The sequence below is a fragment of the Caballeronia sp. SL2Y3 genome (genome assembly GCF_022879575.1).
Lineage (GTDB): Bacteria > Pseudomonadota > Gammaproteobacteria > Burkholderiales > Burkholderiaceae > Caballeronia.
The window spans coordinates 2350743-2371671 of record NZ_CP084260.1; the positions used below are offsets into that span (position 1 = coordinate 2350743).

Consider the following 20929-nt stretch of genomic DNA (forward strand, 5'->3'; position numbering starts at 1 on the left):
GGGCCAGTCAAGTAGAACGGGCCGATGGCCGGAATGGAGGCATTTCCGGTCATCGGCCCCAAGTTGTCGCCGAATGCGAGGGCGTCTTTGCGCGTTGTACAAAGACAACGCGACGCCGCTGCGCTCAGCGCAACGTCGCCAGGATGCTGCGAGCGTCGCTGACTTCGAACTTTCCGGGCGCTTCGACAGCGAGCGTCTTGACCACGCCGTTGTCGACCACCATCGCGTAACGCTGGGAACGGATTCCCATGCCACGCTCGGATAAATCCTGATCCAGTCCGAGTGCCTGAGTGAAACGCGCACTGCCGTCCGCCATCATCCTCACCTTGCCCGCGGCTTGGAGATCGCGTCCCCACGCGTTCATGACGAACGCGTCGTTGACGGAAACGCACCAGATTTCGTCGATGCCGGCGGCCCGAAACTCATCCGCCGCCTCGACATAACCCGGCACGTGTCTGGCGGAACACGTCGGCGTGAACGCGCCCGGCAATCCGAAGATCACCACGCGCTTGCCGGCGGTCCGCTCGCGCACCGCGAACCCATTCGGTCCCACGGCACAGCCGTCGCTCGCCACTTCGATGAACTCGAAGAGACGCGCATCGGGCAACGTTTCACCCACTTCGATCATGCTCGGTCCTTCCCTCGTCAGTGCTCGAACTTCCTTGCGATTGCATCGTCCCGCAGTCTCGCCTCGCGTTCCTCGACGATTCAGGTCTCATTTGCTCGTCGGCAAATTCGTGGAGGTCGGCTGGCCACGGCCTGGCGTCTGATGCTGACGCGGCCTTGGACAGTCGCCCCACGCGAAACCTGCTTCGCCGTCTCATGCTCGGCGCGTGCCTGCGGTGGCTGCATTGCTCTTGCCAGCTAGCGAGCAACGAGCACAGCGCGGCTTCAGTCCGCTTGCTTGCGCAGGAACGCCGGGATGTCGTACGTATCGACGCCCTTTTCCTGCAATGCCTGCACGTGCGATGCCGCCGTTTCGCGCGACGAACGCCACACAGCCGGCGTGTCCAGCGAACCGTAATCCGTTGCCTGACCGTGCTGCGGCGCGTACGTGTTATGCGACGCGTGCGCGACCGGCTGATTGTCGGTGCCCGTGCGCAGCAGCGTCATCGGCGCTTGCTGCTGCTTCTTCGCCGCGCGGCCGAGGCCCGTCGCCACCACCGTCACGCGCAGAGCGTCGCCCATTGCGTCGTCGTACACCGCGCCGAAGATCACGGTTGCGTCGTCGGCGGCGTAGCTCTTGATGGTGTTCATCACTTCGCGCGTTTCCGACAGACGCAGCGAACGGCTCGACGTGATGTTGACCAGCACGCCACGCGCACCCGACAGGTCGACGCCTTCGAGCAGCGGGCTCGCCACAGCTTGTTCCGCAGCAAGACGCGCGCGATCGACGCCGGCGACGGTCGCCGTGCCCATCATCGCCTTGCCTTGCTCGCCCATCACGGTCTTCACGTCTTCGAAGTCGACGTTCACGAGACCGTCGACGTTGATGATTTCCGCGATGCCCGCGACAGCGTTGTTCAGCACGTCATCCGCGCACTGGAAGCACTTGTCCATCTCGGCGTCGTCGCCCATCACCTCGAAGAGCTTGTCGTTCAGCACGACGATCAGCGAATCGACGTGATCCTCCAGTTGCTGCGAGCCGGCTTCCGCCACGCGCATGCGGCGGCCGCCTTCGAATTCGAACGGCTTGCTCACGACGCCGACCGTCAGAATGCCCATTTCCTTCGCGATCTGCGCGACCACCGGCGCTGCGCCCGTGCCCGTGCCGCCACCCATGCCCGCGGTGATGAACACCATGTGCGCGCCGCGCAGTGCATCGGCGATACGCTCGCGCGCATCTTCAGCCGCTTCCTTGCCCTTCTCCGGCTTGGCGCCCGCGCCCAGACCGGTCATGCCCAACTGCAACACCTGCGGCGCGCGCGAACGTGCGAGCGCCTGTGCGTCGGTGTTCATCACGATGAAGTCGACGCCCTGCACACCCCGGTTGATCATGTGCTGAACGGCATTACCGCCCGCACCACCAACTCCGACCACCTTGATGATCGTTCCGTTGGTTTCCGTTTCCAGCATTTCGAAATCCATGTTGCCTCCGTCAAGAATGAAGATCGGCGTTATCCGGAGAGAGATCGGGCAACCTCTCGCCGCGCGCTAGCCGCCGGTACCGGCGCGAATTATATTCATTACTTAAATACGTTTGTTTCGTACTGCTCTGTTCCGCGCAAGCTTCAGAAGTTTCCGAGGAACCAGTCTTTCATTCGTGTGAGCACTTGCCCCATCGATCCGTTCTGCACCGCGACCTTGCGACCGCGCATGCGCTGCGAGCGTCCTTCGGCGAGCAGGCCCATCGCGGTCGAATAGCGCGGGTTGCGCACGACGTCCGCGAGACCGCCGGCGTACTCGGGCACGCCGATGCGCACCGGCTTCAGGAAGATGTCTTCGCCGAGTTCCACCATGCCGGGCATCATCGCCGCGCCGCCGGTCAGCACGACGCCGCTCGAGAGCAACTCTTCGTAGCCGGACTCGCGCACGACCTGCTGCACGAGCGAGAACAGTTCCTCGACGCGCGGCTCGACCACCGCCGCCAGCGCCTGACGCGACAGCGTGCGCGGACCGCGTTCACCGAGACCCGGCACTTCGATCATCTCGTCCGGGTCCGCGAGCGCCTGCTTCGCGATGCCGTACGTCACCTTGATGTCTTCCGCGTCGGGCGTCGGCGTGCGCAGCGCCATCGCGACGTCGCTCGTGATCTGATCGCCGGCGATCGGAATCACCGCCGTATGACGGATCGCGCCTTCGCTGAAGATGGCGATGTCGGTCGTGCCGCCGCCGATATCGACGAGCACGACGCCCAGTTCCTTCTCGTCCTCGGTCAGCACCGCGAGCGACGACGCGAGCGGCTGCAAGATGAGGTCGTTCACTTCGAGCCCGCAGCGGCGCACGCACTTCACGATGTTCTGCGCCGCGCTCACCGCGCCCGTGACGATATGCACCTTCACTTCGAGGCGAATGCCGCTCATGCCGATCGGCTCGCGCACGTCTTCCTGACCGTCGATGATGAATTCCTGCGTCAGGATGTGCAGCACCTGCTGATCGGTCGGAATGTTGATCGCCTTGGCCGTTTCGATCACGCGGGCGACGTCCGTCTGCGTGACTTCCTTGTCCTTGATCGCGACCATGCCGCTCGAGTTGAAGCTGCGGATATGGCTGCCCGCGATGCCGGTGAAGACGTTCGTGATCTTGCAATCCGCCATCAGCTCGGCTTCTTCAAGCGCGCGCTGAATGGATTGCACCGTTGCCTCGATGTTGACCACGACGCCTTTTTTCAACCCCTTCGAGTCGCTCTGACCGAGTCCGATCACCTCGTAGTGGCCTTCGCCCTTCAATTCGGCGACGATCGCGACCACCTTCGACGTACCTATGTCGAGGGAAACCAGCAGGTCTTTGTAGTCTTTGCTCATAGCGTGCTCATGCCTGTGATGTCTGCTTACTTCTTGGCCTTGTCGGTGTCGTTGATGAAGCGCATGCCGGCGGCGCGTATCGCGAAGCCGTTGGGATAACGCAAATCCGCATATTCGATGTCCTTGCCCCACCGCCCCGTGACCGCTGCCCACGACGCGACGAAGCGCTTGCAACGGTCATCGAGCGTGTCCTGATTACGCTCGCGGCCCAGTTCGATCTGCGTGCCGTTCGAGAGCTTCACGGTCCACGCGAAACGCGGCGACAACGTGACTTCCTCGGGCTGCGCGTCGAGCGGCGCGAACCACTTCTGGAAGTCGTGATAACGCGCGACCACTTCCTTCGCCGTGCCTTCCGGACCGTCGAACGCGGGCAGGTCGTCGTCCAGTTCGCCCTGATTCGCGGTGAACAGTTCGCCGTCCACGCTGACCAACTGATCGCTGCCCCACGTGCCGAGCGGCTTGTATTCCTCCAGCGTCACGGCGATCGCGTTCGGCCACACGCGACGCACGCTCGCGCGGCGCACCCACGGCATCTGTTCGAACGCGGTGCGCGCGGTGTCGAGATCGACGGTGAAGAAGTTGCCCTTCAGGTGCCCCACGACGCTCGCGCGCACCGTCGGCGAATTGATGTGCGTCGTATCGCCGTCGATCTGAATCTCGCGCAGACGAAACTCGGGACGCTGGATCGCGTAGACGCCCGCCGCGCACAGCAGCATCAACACGAGCATGGCGTTGAGCGCGCTTGCGGCGAGATTCATCTGGCGAACGTTGTTCCACATGGTTGCGCTTCGTCAGTTCTTGAGGGTGAGAGACAGCACCTTCACAACCAGATCCTTGTAGCTGATGCCGACCGCACGCGCCGCTTTCGGCGGCAGCGAGTGATCCGTCATGCCCGGCGCGGTGTTCACTTCCAGGAAGTACGGGTTGCCGTCGGCGTCCAGCATGAAATCGGCGCGGCCCCAGTCCGTGCAGCCGAGCATGTCGAAGGCGCGCTGCGTGAGTTGCTTCATGCGCGCTTCTTCGGCGTCCGTCAGGCCGCAGGGAATCAGATACTTCGTGTCGTCGGCGACGTACTTCGCGTGGTAGTCGTAGAACTCGCCCGCCGGCACGATCTTGATGACCGGCAGGTCCAGATCGCCCGCGATGCAGCACGTGTACTCGCCGCCGCCTTCGATGCTCTGCTCGACGATCACGATCTTGTCGAACTTCGCGGCTTCTTCCAGCGCCGGCACGAGCCTTTGCGCGCTCTTCACCTTGATGACCGCGACGCTCGAGCCTTCGCTCGCCGGCTTCACGAACAGCGGCAGTCCCAGCTTCGCGATGATTTCCTGCGCGCGCCCGGCGTAGTCGTCGCCGCGATAGACGGTTTCGAACGGCGGCGTCGGAATGCCGGTCTGCTGCCACACGAGCTTGGTGCGCAGCTTGTCCATGCCGAGCGCCGAGCCGAGCACGCCGCTGCCCGTATAGCGAATGCCGTAAAAATCCAGCGCGCCTTGCAACTGGCCGTTCTCGCCGTAGCCGCCGTGCAGCGCGATGAACGCGCGCTCGAAGCCTTCCGCCTTGAGATCCGACAACGGGCGTTCGGCGGGATCGAACGGGTGCGCGTCGACGCCCGCCTCTCGCAGCCCTTCCAGCACGAGGCGGCCCGAATTGAGCGAGACTTCGCGCTCGGCGGAATTCCCGCCGAGAAGCACCGCGACTTTGCCGAAGACCTTCGGATCGATGTTGTTCACTGTGTTACTCATGACGTCGTTTGTTGCTGTCTTCACTGCGGCTGGCTCTGCGCGAGCCGTCCGCATACACCGCCGATGGAGCCCGCGCCCATGGTGATCACCACGTCGCCGTTGCGCGCGAGCGTCGTCACCGCGTCCGGCACTTCATCCACCGTTTCGACGAATACCGGCTCCACCTTGCCCGCCACGCGGATCGCGCGTGCGAGCGCGCGGCCGTCGGCGGCGACGATCGGCGCTTCGCCTGCGGCATAAACATCGGTGAGAACCAGTGCGTCCACGGTGGAGAGCACCTTCACGAAATCTTCGAAGCAGTCGCGCGTGCGCGTGTAGCGATGCGGCTGGAACGCGAGCACGAGACGCCGGTCCGGGAACGCGCCGCGCGCCGCCGCGATGGTCGCCGCCATTTCCACCGGGTGATGCCCGTAGTCGTCGATCAGCGTGTACGCGCCTTCGTTGTCGTTCGTCTTCACGTCGCCGTAACGCTGGAAGCGCCGGCCGACACCGTTGAATTCGGCGAGCGCCCGCTGGATATCGGCATCCGCCACTTCGAGTTCAGTCGCAATCGCGATGGCCGCGAGCGCGTTTTGCACGTTGTGCAGGCCCGGCAGGTTCAGCACGATATCGAGCGGCGGCGCATCTTCGCGCAGCGTCGTGAAATGCATGCGGCCGTCGCGCGCCTCCACGTTCACCGCGCGCACCTGCGCGTCGGCGCCGATGCCATAGCGGATGATCGGCTTCGAGACGAACGGCAGGATCTCGCGCACGTTCGGGTCGTCGACGCACAGCACCGCGATGCCGTAGAACGGCAGCCGGTGCGTGAATTCGATGAACGCCTGCTTGAGCCGCGCGAAGTCGTGGCCGTAGGTGTCCATGTGATCGGCGTCGATGTTCGTGATGACTTCGATCACCGGGAAAAGATTGAGGAACGACGCATCCGATTCATCGGCTTCCGCGACGATGAAATCGCCCGTGCCGAGCCGCGCGTTCGCGCCCGCGCTGATGAGACGCCCGCCGATCACGAACGTCGGATCGAGCCCGCCCGCGGCCAGCACGCTCGCGACGAGCGATGTCGTCGTGGTCTTGCCGTGCGTGCCGGCAATGGCGATGCCCTGCTTCAGCCGCATGAGTTCCGCGAGCATGACGGCGCGCGGCACGATCGGCACGCGCCGATGGCGCGCGGCCAGCACTTCGGGATTGTCGGGACGCACGGCCGTCGATACGACCACCGCATTCGCGCCTTCGATGTTCTGCTCGTTGTGCCCGATCTCGACGCGCGCACCCAGTGCCTTCAGCCGCTCGGTGACGGCGTTTTTCGAGAGGTCCGAGCCGCTGACCTGGTAGCCGAGATTCAGCAGCACTTCCGCGATGCCGCTCATTCCTGCCCCGCCGATGCCGACGAAGTGAATGTGCTTGACGATGTGTTTCATGACTTAATGTGCCTCCCGAGCTTGGCGGGTAAGACGCGCGCCGGCGACGTCGGCGCACACGGTCGCGACTCGTTCGGTCGCGTCCGGTTTCGCCAGGGCGCGCGAGCGTGCGGCCATCTCCGCCAGCGTGTCGCGCGTCTGCGCACGCAACCAGCCGGCGAGCTTTTCCGCCGACAAGTCGCGTTGTTGAATCAATTCCGCTGCGCCGTTCTTCGCGAGGAACGCGCCGTTGGTCGTCTGGTGATCGTCGACGGCGAACGGGAACGGCACGAAGAGCGCCGCGACGCCGACCGCCGCGATCTCCGACACCGTCATTGCGCCCGAGCGGCAAATCACGAGATCGGCGGATGCGTACGCGCTCGCCATGTCCTCGATGAACGGCACGAGCTGCAAGTCTTCGCCGCGCGAAAGACCTGCCGCCGCGTAGTTCGCCTGCAATGCTTCGATATGCTTCGCGCCCGCCTGATGCACGATGCGCGGGCGCTCATCCGGCGCCAGCAGCGCGAGCGCCTTCGGCACCGTTTCGTTCAGCGCGGCCGCGCCGAGACTCCCGCCGACGACGAGCACGTTCAGCTTGCCCGTGCGCGACGCGTAGCGTTCTTTGGGCGGCAATGTCGACGTAAGTTCCGCGCGAATGGGATTGCCGGTCCATTCGGCATTCGGCAGAGCATTGGGAAACGCGACGAGCACGCGCTTCGCGAGATGCGCGAGCACCTTGTTCGCGAGACCCGCGATGGAGTTCTGCTCGTGCAGCACGAGCGGGCAGCCCGCGAGCTTCGTCATGATGCCCGCCGGAAACGTGATGTAGCCGCCCATGCCGAGCACCACGTCGGGCTTCACCTGACGCAGCACACGCAGACTTTGCGAGCACGCGCGCATGAGATTCACCGGCAGCATCAGCTTCGTCTTGATGCCCTTGCCGCGCACGCCGCCGAAGCGCACGCATTCCATCGGGATGCCGTGCTTCGGGACGAGCGTCGCTTCCATGCCGCTCGCGTTGCCGAGCCAGACGACGCGCCAGCCGCGCGCCTGCATCCAGTGCGCGACCGCGAGCCCCGGAAACACGTGGCCGCCGGTGCCGCCCGCCATGACCATCAGCGTGGGGCGTTGCGCGCTCATACTTTGCCTCCGCGCATGAGCACGCGATTTTCGTAATCGACGCGCAGCAGCACCGCGAGCGCGACGCAGTTCAGCAAGATGCCCGAGCCGCCGTAGCTGACGAGCGGCAGCGTCAGGCCCTTGGTCGGCAGAAGACCGAGGTTCACGCCCATGTTGATGAACGTCTGCGCGCCGAACCAGATGCCGACGCCCTTCGCCATCAAGCCCGCGAACGTGCGATCTAGCGCCAATGCCTGGCGGCCGATTTCGAACGCGCGGCGCACGATCCAGTAGAACAGCAGAATCACGCAGATGACGCCGACGAAACCGAGTTCCTCGCCGATCACCGCAAGAATGAAGTCGGTATGCGCTTCCGGCAGATAGTTGAGCTTCTCGACGCTGCCGCCGAGACCGACGCCGAACCACTCGCCGCGCCCGAACGCGATCAGCGAATGCGTCAGCTGATACGCCTTGCCCTGCGCGTAGCGGTCGTCCCACGGATCGAGATAAGCGAAGATCCGCTCGCGACGCCACGGCGAGAGCCACACGAGCATCGTGAACGTGCCGACCGCCGTGAGCACCAGCCCGCCGAAGAGCTTGCCGTTCACGCCGCCGAGGAACAGCACGCTCATCGCAATGGCGGCGATCACCATGAACGCGCCCATGTCCGGTTCCAGCAGCAACAGCGCACCGACCGCGCCGACCGCCACGGCCATCGGCAGGAAGCCCTTGCCGAAGCTGTGCATGAACTCCTGCTTGCGCACCGTGTAGTTCGCGGCGTAGATGGTGACCGCGAGCTTCATGATTTCGGACGGCTGCATGTTCGTGATGCCGAGCGGAATCCAGCGGCGCGCGCCGTTCACGCCCTTGCCGATATGCGGAATCAACACGATGACGAGCATCACCAGCGCGACGAGAAAGAGCTTGGGCGCGAGCTTGTCCCAGGTCTTCACCGGAATCTTGAACGCGATGACCGCGCCCACGAGCGCCGTCGAAACCGAAACGAGGTGCCGCACGAGGAAGTGATAGTCGCGGTACTGCGCGTACTTGGGCGAATCCGGCATGGCGATGGACGCGGAATACACCATCACAATGCCGAGCCCGAGCAACGCGATGGTCACCCATAAGAGCGAGTGATCGTAGTCGAGCATGCGCGAGCGCGCGGGACGCACGCCGTTGACCGCGCTCGAAATGCCGCCCGAGCGGCCGGCGAGCGAATCGTTCGGAACCGCGTTCCGCTGCCCGGTGATTTTGGATCCGAAGCGGTCCGACCAGCTCATAGCATCACTCCCCGCGCGGCGGCGATATCTTCGACCGCGCTGCGAAACACGTCGGCGCGGTGTGCGTAGTTCCTGAACATGTCGAGGCTCGCGCACGCGGGCGACAGCAACACGGCGTCGCCCGGCTCGGCGATGCGCGATGCCGCCTCGGTCGCGGCTTCGAGCGTGGCGTGATCTTCGAGCGCGACGCCGGTGGATGCGAGCGTCTCGCGAATGCGCGGCGCGTCGCGGCCGATCAGCATCACGGCACGCGCCCAGCGCGCAACCGGCGCTTCGAGCGGCGAGAAGTCCTGACCTTTGCCGTCGCCGCCCGCGATCAGCACGACGCGCTGCGCGAGGCCATCGAGCGCGGCGACCGTCGCACCGACGTTCGTGCCCTTGCTGTCGTCCACGTAATCGACGCCGTCGATCTGAGCGATCACTTCCACGCGATGCGGTTCGCCGCGATATTCGCGCAAGCCGTGCAACAGCGCGGCGAGCGGCAAGTCGATCGCGCGGGCGAGCGCGAGCGCGGCGAGCGCATTGGCCGCGTTGTGCAGGCCGCGAATGCGCAGCGCGTCCGACGGCATCAGCCGCTTGGCGACGACGTTAGGCGCGGCGACGTCCTGCTTGCGGCGGCGCGACGGCGCGGGTTCGTCGGCGGCGTCGCGGTCGATGCCTTGCGCAAGCCACGCAATGCCGTTGTCGCGCAACAGGCCGTAGTCGCCGACCTTCGACGGCTCATCCAGCCCGAACGTCACCACGCGGTCTTGCGCGATATTCGCGGCGAGCGCCATCGTGCGGGCGTCGTCCCGATTCAGCACGCGCACCGTGCGCGGCCCGAAGATGCGGCCCTTCGCGGCGGCGTAGGCGTCCAGGCCGCCGTGCCAGTCGAGATGATCCTGCGTGATGTTGAGCACGGCTGCCGCATCCGGCGCGAAGCTGTGCGATGTTTCGAGCTGGAAGCTGGAGAGTTCGAGCACCCAGACGTCCGGCAGCGCAGTTTGATCGATGGCTTCGGCGAGCTTGTCGAGCATCGCCGGGCTGATGTTGCCCGCGACCGCCACGCGCTTGCCCGCGCGTTCGCACAGAAGACCGGTGAGCGCGGTGGTCGTCGTCTTGCCGTTGGTGCCGGTTATCGCGAGCACCTTCGGCTCGTAACCGTTCACGGCAAGACCGGCGAGCGCCTGCGCGAACAGTTCGAGTTCGCCCCACACCGGAATGCCGCGCTCCTTCGCCGCCGCGATGAGCGGCGCGAGGTCCGGCGCGAGCGGCGAAAGTCCGGGGCTGATGGCCAGCAGTTCGATGCCGCCATCGAGCAGTTCGGTCGTGAACGCGCCGCCGACGAACTCCGCGTCGATGTTGTGAATCACCAGTTCCGACAGATTCGGCGGGTTCTCGCGCGTATCGGCAATCCGCAGCCGGCATCCGTGCCTGGCGCACCAGCGCGCCATCGCGAGGCCGGATTCACCGAGCCCCAGCACGAGCACCATCGGACTTTGCCGACCGGAAAACTTCTCGCCAAACATCGCTTTACCCTTTCCTGAAACCGAAGAAACCGCAGACGTGCACGATCAACGCAACTTGAGCGTCGACAAGCCGAAGAGACACAACATCAACGTGATGATCCAGAAGCGCACCACCACTTGCGTTTCCGTCCAGCCGGACAGTTCGTAGTGGTGGTGGAGCGGCGCCATCTTGAAGAAGCGCCGGCCTTCTCCGTAACGGCGCTTCGTGAACTTGAACCAGAAGACTTGCAACATGACGGAGAGCGTTTCCGCCACGAAAATGCCGCCCATGATGAACAGCACGATCTCCTGACGGACGATTACCGCGATGGTGCCGAGCGCGCCGCCGAGCGCGAGCGCGCCAACATCGCCCATGAAGACTTGCGCGGGATGCGTGTTGTACCAGAGGAAGGCGAGGCCCGCGCCGCCCATCGCCGAGCAGAAGATCAGCAGTTCGCCCGCGCCGGGAATGTGCGGAAAGAGCAGGTACTTCGAATATACCGAGCTGCCCATGACGTACGCGAACGCGCCGAGCGACGCGCCTACCAGCACGACGGGCATGATGACGAGACCGTCGAGACCATCGGTGAGGTTGACCGCATTGCTCGACCCCACGATCACGAAGTACGTCATCGCGATGAAGCCCCACACGCCGAGCGGATACGTGATCGACTTGAGGAACGGCAACATGAGGTCGGCGCGCGCGGGCAGGCCCATCGAGAGGCCGCTGCGCACCCACGCCATGAAGAGATCGAACACGCGCGTGTTGCTCGCCTCGGACACGCTGAACGCGAGATACACGGCCGCGAACAGGCCGATGACCGACTGCCAGAAATACTTCTCGCGCGACGACATGCCACGCGGGTCCTTGTGCACGACCTTGCGATAGTCGTCCACCCAGCCGATCACGCCATAGCCGAACGTGACGAGCATCACGATCCACACGAAGCGGTTCGTGAGATCGGCCCAGAGAAGCGTGGAAACAGCGATGCCCATGAGGATCAGCACGCCGCCCATCGTCGGCGTGCCCGACTTGACGAGGTGCGTTTGCGGGCCGTCCTTGCGCACCGCCTGACCGACTTTCATCGCGGTCAGCTTGCGGATGACCCACGGGCCGCAGAAGAGACCGATCAAAAGCGCCGTCGCGGTGGCGCCCACCGCGCGGAACGTAATGTAGGTGAACACGCGCATGAAGCTGGCGTCATTCTGAAGCCATTGCGCGAGTGCGAGTAGCATGCTGATCCTTCTCTTTCTGTGAGTCAGTGTGCAGCGGGCGCATGGCCCGCCGCGGGTTGTTGTGGGCTCGTCAGGGCGTCCACCACGCGCTCCATCTTCATGAAGCGCGAGCCTTTCGCGAGATACGTTGCGCAGGGTCCGAACCCGGCTTGCTGAAGGGCGTCGATGAGCGCGGCGACGTCGTCGAAATGAACGGCGGTCTGCTTCGACGCCGCCGCGTGGAATGCGTTCACGGAATCGCGGCTGGCGTCGCCGAGCGCGAACAACGCGTCGATGCCGCGCTCGGCCGCATACGCGCCGACTTCGCGATGAAACGCCGGCCCTTCTTCACCGACTTCGCCCATGTCGCCCATCACGAGGACGCGCGGCGCGGCCTGCGCCGCGAGCACGTCGATGGCGGCGCGCATGGAATCGGGATTGGAGTTGTACGTGTCGTCGATGATGGTCGCGCCCGCGAGCGCGCCCGTCACCGCGCGCTTAACCTGCAAGCGGCCCTTCACCGGCTGGAACGCTTCGAGGCCGCGCTTGATGACGTCGAGCGATACGCCCGCCGCCAGCGCGGCGGCCGTGGCCGCGAGCGCATTGCGCGCGTTGTGTTCGCCGAGCACGTTGAGCGCGATGTCGACGCGGCCTTGCGGCGTGCGGACGTGAACCGTCGCGCCGTCGACCGTGCCCGTGACTGCGGCCTTCGATTCGTCGTCGGACAGCGCGAAATCCATGATCGGATTGCCCGTGGCCGCCACGCGCCAGATGCTCGCGTAGTGGTCGTCGGCGGGAAACACGGCCGTGCCCGTTTCGCCGAGCGCATGAATGACGGATGCATGTTCGAGCGCAACGGCCTCGACCGTCGCCATGAACTCCTGATGCTCGCGCTGCGCGTTGTTCACGACGGCGACAGTCGGCGCAGCGATCTTGCCGAGCGCGTCCGTCTCGCCGGGATGATTCATGCCGAGCTCGACCACCGCGAGCCGATGCGCCGCGTTCAGGCGAAACAGCGTGAGCGGCAGTCCGATGTCGTTGTTGAAGTTGCCCGCGGTCGCGAGGCGCGCGTCTTCGCCGACTGCCGCCGCGAAGATCGACGCGATCATCTCCTTGACCGTCGTCTTGCCGTTGCTGCCGGTGACGGCCACCAGCGGCATGCTGAAGCGCTTGCGCCAGCCGTGCGCCAGCGCACCGAGCGCCGCACGCGTGTCCTTTACCTTGATGACTGGCAGCGGCCAGGCATCGGAATTGCGTACATCGCGCGAGACGAGCGCGGCGGCCGCGCCGCTCTTCGCCACCTGATCGAGGAAGTCATGCGCATCGAAGCGATCGCCCTTCACCGCGACGAACAGATCGCCCGCCTGCACGGCGCGGCTGTCGGTCACGACGCGTTCGATGGCGATTGCTTCGTCGCCCTGAAAGACCGCGCCGGGAATCAGCGCGGCAGCTTCGCGCAAGGTGAACATCGTCATTCGCCGCCTCCGCGTTGTTGCGTGGCGCGTGCGGCAAGCGCGAGGCGCGCGTGATCCTGATCCGAGAACGCGCGCTTCTTGCCCATGATTTCCTGCGTGGCCTCGTGTCCTTTGCCGGCGAGCAGTACGACATCTTCCCGCGCCGCCGAGCGCAGCGCCTGCAGAATGGCGCTCGCGCGATCCTCGATGCGCCGTGCGTTCGCCGCGTTCTTCATGCCGGCGGCAATCTGGTCGATGATGGCGAGCGGATCTTCGCTGCGCGGATTGTCGCTCGTGACGACGATCTGGTCCGCGAGACGCTCGGCGATTTCGCCCATCAGCGGACGCTTGGTGGCGTCGCGGTCGCCGCCGCAGCCGAACATGCACACGAGCTCGCCGCCGCGCGCGGCAGCGATCGGGCGCAGCGCAGCGAGCGTTTTTTCGAGCGCGTCGGGCGTGTGGGCGTAGTCGATCACGACGAGCGGCTCATCGTTTTGCAGCCGGCCGCCGAGACGCTCCATTCGGCCGTTGACCGATTCGAGCTTCGAGATTCGCGCGAGCGCGGCATCGAACGGAACGCCGACTTCCAGCAGCACGCCGAGCACCGCGAGCAGGTTGCTCACGTTGAACGCGCCGAGCGTGTTCACTTCGACTTCGGCCTCGCCCCAATCGGACGAAAGATGAAACGCGGTGCCCGTTGCGGTTGCGCGCACGCGGCTCGCGAGCAGCACGGCGTCGGCGCTCGGCGGGGCATCGGCCGGCATGTCGACGGCGTACGCAATCGTGCGGACCTTGCCGCGCAGCGATTCGATGAGGCGCTGACCGGCGGCATCGTCGCGATTGACAATGGCCGTTTTCAGCGATGGCCACGCGAAAAGACGCGCTTTCGCGGCTTCGTAAGCCTCGAAGGTGCCGTGATAGTCGAGATGATCCTGCGTGAGATTCGTGAAGATGGCGATGTCGAAGTCCGTGCCGTTCACGCGCCCCTGATGCAGCGCATGCGACGAGACTTCCATTGCGACAGCCTCCGCGCCTTGCGCCTTCAGTTGCGCGAGGCTGCGCTGAAGCTGCGGCGCATCCGGCGTGGTGAAGCCGGTGGACGCGAGCTTGCCCGGCATGCCGATGCCGAGCGTGCCGATGATCGCGCACGGCCGACCGAGCGCGGTCAGCGCCGTGGCGATCCACTGGCTGCACGAGGTCTTGCCGTTGGTGCCCGTCACGCCGACGGTGAGCATCGACGCGCTCGGCTCGCCGTACCACGCGGACGCAATGGGACCCGCGAGTTCGTTGAGCGCGGGCACGGCGAGCGCCTTCGAAGCGTCCGGCTGTCCCGCGAAGTTCTCCGGCTGATACAGCGCGGCAGCCGCGCCCGCGCCGAGCGCCGTGTCGAGATACGGCCGGTTGTCCGCGCCGTCGACGGCGTACGCCAGGAACACGTCGCCGCCTTTCAGCGAGCGCGTGTCGGCGTGCAACTGGGCCTCGGGCCGCGCGTGCGCGCGCAGCCATTGAACGGCGTGTGAAACGTCCTTCTGCATCTTGCTTTGACGGGGCGCGCTCATCGCACGACTCCCGGATGTGTCTTCGTGTTGCTCGACACGGCCACCTTCTTCGCCGTGTTCGCGTTGTTCGAACCGTTCGCGCTCGCGGGGTGCGCGGACGCTTGCGCGGCGGAATTCGACTCGTCCGTCACGACCATTTGCTTGACCGGCATGTCCGGCGGCACGTTCAGCGCGCGCAGCGTATCGCCGACGATGCCCGAGAACACCGGCCCCGATACCTGGCCGCCGAAGTGGCTGCCCGCGGTCGGTTCGTCGACCGATACGGCCACCACGATGCGCGGATTCGGCATCGGCGCCATGCCGACGAACGACGCGCGGTACTTCGAGTGATCGTAGCCGCGGCCCGCGTGCTTGTACGCCGTGCCGCTCTTGCCGCCGACGCGATAGCCCGGCACCGCCGCATCCGGCGACGTGCCGTTCTTCGACACGACCGTCTCGAGCATGGCGCGAACCTCGCGCGCAGTGGTCGGCGAGAAGACCTGCTGGCCCACCGGCGGCTGCTCGCCCGGCGTGCGGAAAATCGAGACCGGCAGAATCATGCCGTCATGCGCGATGGCGGTGTACGCGCGAGCCAGCTGGAACAGCGACGCCGACAAGCCGTAGCCATAGGACATGGTCGCCTGCTCGATGCGCCGCCAGCTCTTCCACGGCCGCAGACGTCCGGTGACGGCGCCCGGAAAACCGACTTTCGGCGCCTGACCGAGACCCAGGCTCGTGTACATGTTCCACATTTCCTCGGGCCGCAATTGCATCGCAATTTTGGTGGCGCCGATATTGCTCGACTTCTGAATCACGCCGCCGACGGTGAGCGTGCCGAAACCGGAGTCGTCCGTGATGCGCGCGCCGTCCAGTACGAACACGCCGCCGCCCGTTTCGACGAGCGTATTAGGCGTCACGCGATGCAGATCGAGCGCGAGCGAAACGGTGAACGGCTTCATGATCGAGCCCGGCTCGAAAGTGTCCGTCAGAATGCGGTTGCGCAACTGCTCGCCGGTCATGCGCGAGCGGTCGTTCGGGTTGTAGGTGGGATAGTTGACGAGCGCGAGCACTTCGCCCGTCTTCACGTCGATCACCATCGCAGCGCCGGCCTTCGCCTTCGTCTTTTCGACGGCCGCTTTCAGGTCCGTGTACGCGATGTACTGAATCTTGCTGTCGATCGAAAGCTCGACGTCCTGGCCGTTATGCGGCACGACCTGTTCGTCGACGTCCTCGACGATATGCCCCATCCGGTCCTTGATGACGCGACGCATGCCCGGCGTGCCGGCCAGCACGCTCTGGTCGCCGAGCTCGACGCCTTCCTGGCCCTTGTCTTCAATATTAGTAAAGCCGATCAGGTGCGCGGTGATTTCGCCTTCCGGATAGAAGCGCTTGTATTCGCCGCGCGAATAGATGCCCGGAATGTCCAGCGCCGCCACCTTCTGCGCGACTTCGAGCGGAACCTGACGCTTCACGTAGACGAACGTCTTATCCATCGACAGCTTCGCGCGCAGGTCCTTCTGCGTCATGTCGAGCAGCTTCGCGAGTTCGGCGAGCTTGTCCGCACCGAGATCGTTCGGGACGGCTTCGGGAATCGCCCAAATTGCTTTCACGGGCAGGCTCGTGGCGAGCACGAGGCCGTTGCGGTCACGGATCTGGCCGCGCGTGGCGGGCATTTCCAGCGTGCGCTGATAGCGGCTTTCGCCCTGCTTCTTGAAGAAAGCGTTGCCCGGGCCCTGAATCCAGAAGGCGCGCGCGGCCAGCGCGACGAACGCCATGAAAAGCAGGAACACGACGAGCTTCGAGCGCCACATGGGCAGGCGCACGGCGAGAATCGGGTTCGGCGTGTAGGCGACGTCCTTCTGCTTCGCGGATTTCTTCATCGTTTGACTCCGCGTGCGGACGGCGCCGAGGCGGGCAACGGCGGCGGCATGGGTGCATCGGCGGCCTTCGCGGTCGCCGGGTCGTAGGTCAGGTATTGCGTGCGGCCGGTTGTTGCGGGCTGCATCTTCAGTGAGTTAGTGGCCAACTGCTCGATGCGCGAAGTCTTCGACAATGCGCTCTGCTGATACTGGAACTGCGCGTAATCCTGCTGAAGCTGGCGCTCCTGCGACTGCGCCCGCTGCAATTCGATGAACACCTGCCGCTGCTTGTTCGTGGCGCTGACGACCGACAGCGCGCACCCGAGCACGACGATCAGGAGAAAGATGTTGAGACGGTTCATGGCGCGATGCGCTCCGCGATACGCATGACCGCGGACCGGGCGCGCGGGTTGTCGGCAACTTCGGCATCGCTCGGAAACACGCGGCCGACGATCCGCAGAGGCGGACTCGGCAGATCGACCGCGCGGATCGGCAAACGACGGTCCACCGCCGGCGCGCTGGATTGCGCCTGCATGAACCGCTTGACGATCCGGTCTTCGAGCGAATGAAAGCTGATCACGACCAGCCGCCCCCCTTGCTCCAACAACGAAAGTGCCGATTCAAGAACTACTTGCAGCTCCGCAAGCTCTTGATTGATGTGAATCCGTATAGCCTGAAAGGTGCGAGTTGCCGGGTCCTTGCCCTTTTCACGGGTCTTGACGACGTGACCCACGATTTCGGCAAGCTCGCGCGTGCTGACGAGAGGCCCAAGACGGTCGGACTCTGCCCTGCGAGCAACAAGCGCCTTTGCAATCTGAAAAGCAAACCGTTCTTCCCCATAATCTCTGATCACCTCCGTCATTTCCTGCACCGTGGCCCGCGCGAGCCACTCGGCCGCCGACTCGCCGCGAGTCGGGTCCATCCTCATGTCGAGCGGACCTTCCGCGCGGAAACTGAAACCGCGCTCGGGGTCGTCCACCTGCGGCGACGACACCCCGAGGTCCAGCAACACGCCCGACACCCGTTCTATCCCGCGCTCCGTTGCCGCGCTTCGCAACGCGGCGAAGCTGTCATGCACGATCGAAAAGCGCGGATCCTGAATCTGTTGCGCCGTGGCGATGGCGAGCGGGTCCTTGTCGAACGCGATCAGCCGCCCTGCTTCGCCCAGCCGCTGCAATACCGCCCGGCTATGACCGCCGCGCCCGAAGGTGCCATCTATATAGATACCGTCGGCGCGCGTGATCAGTCCGTCTACCGCTTCCTTCAACAGCACCGTGCGATGCTGCAAGTCATTTCCCATCGCAGGTGCCATGTTTTTCAGCGCCGCGTCAGAAAGTGAAGTTCTTCAGCGCTTCGGGCATGCCCTGCGCCATGGCTGCGGCTTCCTTCGCCGCGTACGTCTGCGAGTCCCATAATTCGAAGTGCGCGCCCATGCCGAGCAGCGTCACTTCTTTTTCGAGCGAAGCGGCAGCACGAAGCTCGGGCGAGACCAGCACGCGCCCGGCGGTATCGAGTTCGACATCCATTGCGTTACCGAGGAAAATGCGCCGCCACCACATGGCTTCCATGGGAAGCGCGGCAACCTTGGCGCGAAAGACTTCCCACTCCGGGCGAGGAAACAGCAACAGGCATCCATCCGGGCTCTTCGTGAGCGTCACCCGGCCTTCTGCCTGCCCTTGCAGCGCCTCCCGATAGCGGGACGGAACCGACATCCGCCCTTTCGCATCGAGCGTCAGCGCCGACGCCCCTTGGAACACTCGCCCTTCTCCCCGTTTGTCGCTGCCTGACTGTCGATGCCCACCGAGACGCCGCACATGCCTTGAAACTGCCGAAAAGTAGTCGCCGGATCACACAAACAACCACTTTCTCACACTGTCTCCCACTTTAGAGGAACGGATTTCCTCGGTCAAGACGCGCGGCTTTTTTTCGGGGAGCTTTTACTCGCTAGAACAAGGACTTAGCGAACGGACTTATTGCCAGGAGGAAGGGGAAAATCGTTTGAAATTAGAGAACTAGTGCGGGAAGCGAACGTAAAGTATGAACATCCGCGCCGCAGACGTGTGAAATGTAACGGTTTCCGCGAGCGCTCGCGGGCGCTCGACAGGTTGCATTGTTCATACAAAGCGCCTCGCGCGACACTTTGGCGCCTAAACGTAGTATGCGGTGCGCGTCATCACCTTCGCCGCCGCTCGCATCACGAGACGGACTGGAAACGGCATCTCCGATCCACCCGCGCCGATGGCGGCTGCTGCGTGCGCGCTTTCGTCCTGCCGCATCTGTTCGACGATCGCGCGAGAAGCGTAGTCGGTCGCAGGCAGCGTTTTCATGTGGCCGTCGAGATGCTGTTCCACCTGGCGCTCGGTTTCCGCCATGAAGCCGAGGCTCGCGCGGTCGCCGAAGCGGCCCGCGACGAAACCGATGGCGAGCGCGCCCGCATACCACAGCGGATTGAGAAGGCTCGGGCGCGAGTCGAGGTCTTTGAGACGCTGCGACGTCCATGCGAGGTGATCTTCCTCTTCGCGGGCGGCCTGCTCGAAGCTCGCCTTCAAGCCCGGCGATTGAGTCGCGAGCTTTTGCGCCTGATAAAGCGCCTGCGCGCAGACTTCGCCTACATGATTCACACGCATCAGACCGGCCGAATGAGCCTTCTCTTCGTCCGTGAGCTGCGGCGCATCAGCGACCACGCCGCCCTCCACGAGAACCGGCATGTTCGATTGCGGTACAGGCCGCGACATGCGGCTCACTCCGGTCATGGAACGCAGGCCGCGATCGAACTCGCCAATGATTTCGTCGAGCGTCATGTTCTCACCTCGTTGTTGATGTCATCGTTTCGCGCAACGTCGTACAGGACAGTTAGCAATCCCTATTCTCCCCGGTCAGACATGCGAAAACGGCCGTCGGCGAGCGCCATTTTTTGTAATTAGGGCAAACACGACTCGCAAAACTGCTGCAAAACCAGGATTTTAGCGCATGTTGCGTAAACGTCACACGTAGCCGCGGGCGCGGTCCCTTTTCCTTTGTGCGAAAAGTCGTGTTTGTTACATTACGTGTCACTTCGCAAAGAAGACCCCGGCAGGGGCCGTCAACACACTGGCGCTAGAACAGTGACCTTGCCAAACAAGTCGCAAAACACTCCTTGGAGATCTACACAATGAAAAAGTCGCTTCTCGCTCTCGCAGCATTGGGCGTCTTCGCTGGCGCCGCACATGCGCAGAGCAGCGTGACGCTGTACGGCATCATCGACGCAGGTTTCGTCTATTCCAATAATGTCGGCGGTCAAAAGCTGTATGCAATGAGCAGCGGCAACGTGCAGGGCAGCCGTTGGGGCCTGCGTGGCACGGAAGATCTGGGCGGCGGCCTGAAGGCCCTGTTCGTGTTGGAGAACGGCTTCAACGTGTTCAACGGCCGTCTCGCCCAAGGCGGCTCGGAGTTCGGCCGTCAGGCGTATGTGGGGCTGTCGACGGCGCAATTCGGCACGGTCACGCTGGGTCGCCAGTATGACTCCGTGGTCGACTTCACCGGTGCGTTCGAAGTCGGCAGCCAGTGGGCGACGTACTACGGTGCGCACCCGGGCGACCTCGACAACATGAACAACTCGAACCGCGTGAACAACGCGATCAAGTTCACGAGCGCCAATTACGCAGGCTTCACGTTCGGCGGTCTGTATAGCCTCGGCGGCAACGCTGGCCAGTTCAACCGCAACCAGATTTGGTCGGTCGGCCTCGGCTACTCGCAAGGTCCGCTGCAATTGGGCGCGGGCTACCTGAACGTCAAGGACCCGAACTACTCGTTCTTCGGCAACACGCCGGCGTCGAGCACGACGGGCTCGAACATGGGCGGCAGCCGCGTGTATTCCGGCTACGCTTCGGCTCATACGCAGCAAGTGATCTCGGCAGGCGCGGCTTACACGTTCGGCGCAGCAACGGTCGGCGCAACGTATAGCAACACGCAGTTCAAGGATGTCGGCAGGGAAGCAGGCACGGGTCTGAACCCGGCTGGCTACACGGGCGGCACGGGCAAGTTCCACAACGCCGAAATCAACTTCAAGTATCAGCTGACCCCGGCTCTGCTGGTTGGCGCTGCCTACGACTACACGAAGGGTTACGGCCTGGGCAATGCCAAGTATCACCAAGGCATGCTGGGCGCGGACTACTTCCTGTCGAAGCGCACGGACGTGTATATCGACGGCGTGTATCAGCACGCTTCGGGCACGGACTCGACGCGTGGCGCCGCAGTCGCCAACATCAACGGCCTGTCGCCGTCGTCGACGTCGAACCAGGTGGCAGCGCTGGTCGGTATCCGCCACAAGTTCTAAGAAGCTCGTAACAACGTCGTATTCCTTAAAAGGCGCCTTTGGGCGCCTTTTTTTCGTCT

At 64.4% G+C, this 20929-nt stretch carries 18 protein-coding genes; 1 reads left to right on the forward strand and 17 read right to left on the reverse strand.

Annotated features, from left to right (window positions below):
• Positions 1-124 precede the first annotated feature (124 nt).
• The 17 genes from LDZ26_RS11085 to coq7 all read right to left on the reverse strand — a co-directional run bounded on the left by LDZ26_RS11085 (position 125) and on the right by coq7 (position 19356).
• Entirely contained in the window at positions 125-628 is a 504-nt protein-coding gene (locus LDZ26_RS11085) for a peroxiredoxin (RefSeq protein WP_244847282.1), read from the reverse strand.
• Positions 629-891: 263 nt separating this feature from the next.
• Positions 892-2088, reverse strand: a complete 1197-nt coding sequence (gene ftsZ, locus LDZ26_RS11090) for a cell division protein FtsZ (protein ID WP_175945177.1) — start codon at positions 2086-2088, stop codon at positions 892-894.
• A 143-nt stretch (positions 2089-2231) separates the two neighbouring features.
• Complete coding sequence (gene ftsA / locus LDZ26_RS11095) at positions 2232-3464, reverse strand: cell division protein FtsA (protein WP_159837031.1); 1233 nt, start codon at positions 3462-3464, stop codon at positions 2232-2234.
• Positions 3465-3490: 26 nt separating this feature from the next.
• Positions 3491-4243, reverse strand: a complete 753-nt coding sequence (locus tag LDZ26_RS11100) for a cell division protein FtsQ/DivIB (RefSeq protein WP_244847283.1) — start codon at positions 4241-4243, stop codon at positions 3491-3493.
• A 12-nt stretch (positions 4244-4255) separates the two neighbouring features.
• The gene (locus LDZ26_RS11105) at positions 4256-5197 is read right to left on the reverse strand and encodes a D-alanine--D-alanine ligase (RefSeq protein WP_244849162.1); all 942 of its coding nucleotides are present in this window, start codon (positions 5195-5197) and stop codon (positions 4256-4258) included.
• Positions 5198-5229: 32 nt separating this feature from the next.
• Positions 5230-6624 carry a UDP-N-acetylmuramate--L-alanine ligase gene (murC, locus tag LDZ26_RS11110; protein WP_244847284.1) on the reverse strand — a complete coding sequence of 465 codons (1395 nt, stop codon included), beginning with the start codon at positions 6622-6624 and terminating at the stop codon, positions 5230-5232.
• A gap of 3 nt (positions 6625-6627) precedes the next feature.
• Positions 6628-7743 (reverse strand): undecaprenyldiphospho-muramoylpentapeptide beta-N-acetylglucosaminyltransferase, encoded by a 1116-nt coding sequence (gene murG / locus LDZ26_RS11115; protein WP_244847285.1) that lies wholly within the window; start codon positions 7741-7743, stop codon positions 6628-6630.
• A complete protein-coding gene (gene ftsW / locus LDZ26_RS11120) occupies positions 7740-9002 on the reverse strand; it encodes a putative lipid II flippase FtsW (RefSeq protein WP_244847286.1) in 1263 nt (420 codons plus the stop codon). The genes murG and ftsW overlap by 4 nt, the downstream gene beginning before the upstream one ends.
• Positions 8999-10510, reverse strand: a complete 1512-nt coding sequence (murD, locus tag LDZ26_RS11125) for a UDP-N-acetylmuramoyl-L-alanine--D-glutamate ligase (protein WP_244847287.1) — start codon at positions 10508-10510, stop codon at positions 8999-9001. The genes ftsW and murD overlap by 4 nt, the downstream gene beginning before the upstream one ends.
• A gap of 45 nt (positions 10511-10555) precedes the next feature.
• Positions 10556-11725 carry a phospho-N-acetylmuramoyl-pentapeptide-transferase gene (gene mraY, locus LDZ26_RS11130; RefSeq protein ID WP_244847288.1) on the reverse strand — a complete coding sequence of 390 codons (1170 nt, stop codon included), beginning with the start codon at positions 11723-11725 and terminating at the stop codon, positions 10556-10558.
• A gap of 23 nt (positions 11726-11748) precedes the next feature.
• Positions 11749-13179 (reverse strand): UDP-N-acetylmuramoyl-tripeptide--D-alanyl-D-alanine ligase, encoded by a 1431-nt coding sequence (murF, locus tag LDZ26_RS11135; RefSeq protein WP_244847289.1) that lies wholly within the window; start codon positions 13177-13179, stop codon positions 11749-11751.
• Positions 13176-14717 (reverse strand): UDP-N-acetylmuramoyl-L-alanyl-D-glutamate--2,6-diaminopimelate ligase, encoded by a 1542-nt coding sequence (locus tag LDZ26_RS11140; protein WP_244847290.1) that lies wholly within the window; start codon positions 14715-14717, stop codon positions 13176-13178. Before LDZ26_RS11140 ends, murF begins: the two co-directional genes overlap by 4 nt.
• Positions 14714-16576 carry a penicillin-binding protein 2 gene (locus LDZ26_RS11145; RefSeq protein ID WP_244847291.1) on the reverse strand — a complete coding sequence of 621 codons (1863 nt, stop codon included), beginning with the start codon at positions 16574-16576 and terminating at the stop codon, positions 14714-14716. Before LDZ26_RS11145 ends, LDZ26_RS11140 begins: the two co-directional genes overlap by 4 nt.
• A complete protein-coding gene (ftsL, locus tag LDZ26_RS11150) occupies positions 16573-16917 on the reverse strand; it encodes a cell division protein FtsL (RefSeq protein WP_244847292.1) in 345 nt (114 codons plus the stop codon). Before ftsL ends, LDZ26_RS11145 begins: the two co-directional genes overlap by 4 nt.
• Positions 16914-17867 (reverse strand): 16S rRNA (cytosine(1402)-N(4))-methyltransferase RsmH, encoded by a 954-nt coding sequence (gene rsmH, locus LDZ26_RS11155; protein WP_244847293.1) that lies wholly within the window; start codon positions 17865-17867, stop codon positions 16914-16916. Before rsmH ends, ftsL begins: the two co-directional genes overlap by 4 nt.
• 16 nt (positions 17868-17883) lie before the next feature.
• Complete coding sequence (mraZ, locus tag LDZ26_RS11160; RefSeq protein ID WP_040050492.1) at positions 17884-18312, reverse strand: division/cell wall cluster transcriptional repressor MraZ; 429 nt, start codon at positions 18310-18312, stop codon at positions 17884-17886.
• A gap of 390 nt (positions 18313-18702) precedes the next feature.
• Positions 18703-19356, reverse strand: coding sequence for a 2-polyprenyl-3-methyl-6-methoxy-1,4-benzoquinone monooxygenase (coq7, locus tag LDZ26_RS11165; RefSeq protein ID WP_244847294.1), 654 nt, complete (start codon positions 19354-19356; stop codon positions 18703-18705).
• 350 nt (positions 19357-19706) lie between these two features.
• Between coq7 and LDZ26_RS11170 the strand changes: the two genes are divergently transcribed.
• On the forward strand, positions 19707-20870 hold the full coding sequence (locus LDZ26_RS11170) for a porin (RefSeq protein WP_244847295.1): 1164 nt from the start codon (positions 19707-19709) through the stop codon (positions 20868-20870).
• The last annotated feature ends 59 nt before the right edge of the window (positions 20871-20929 follow it).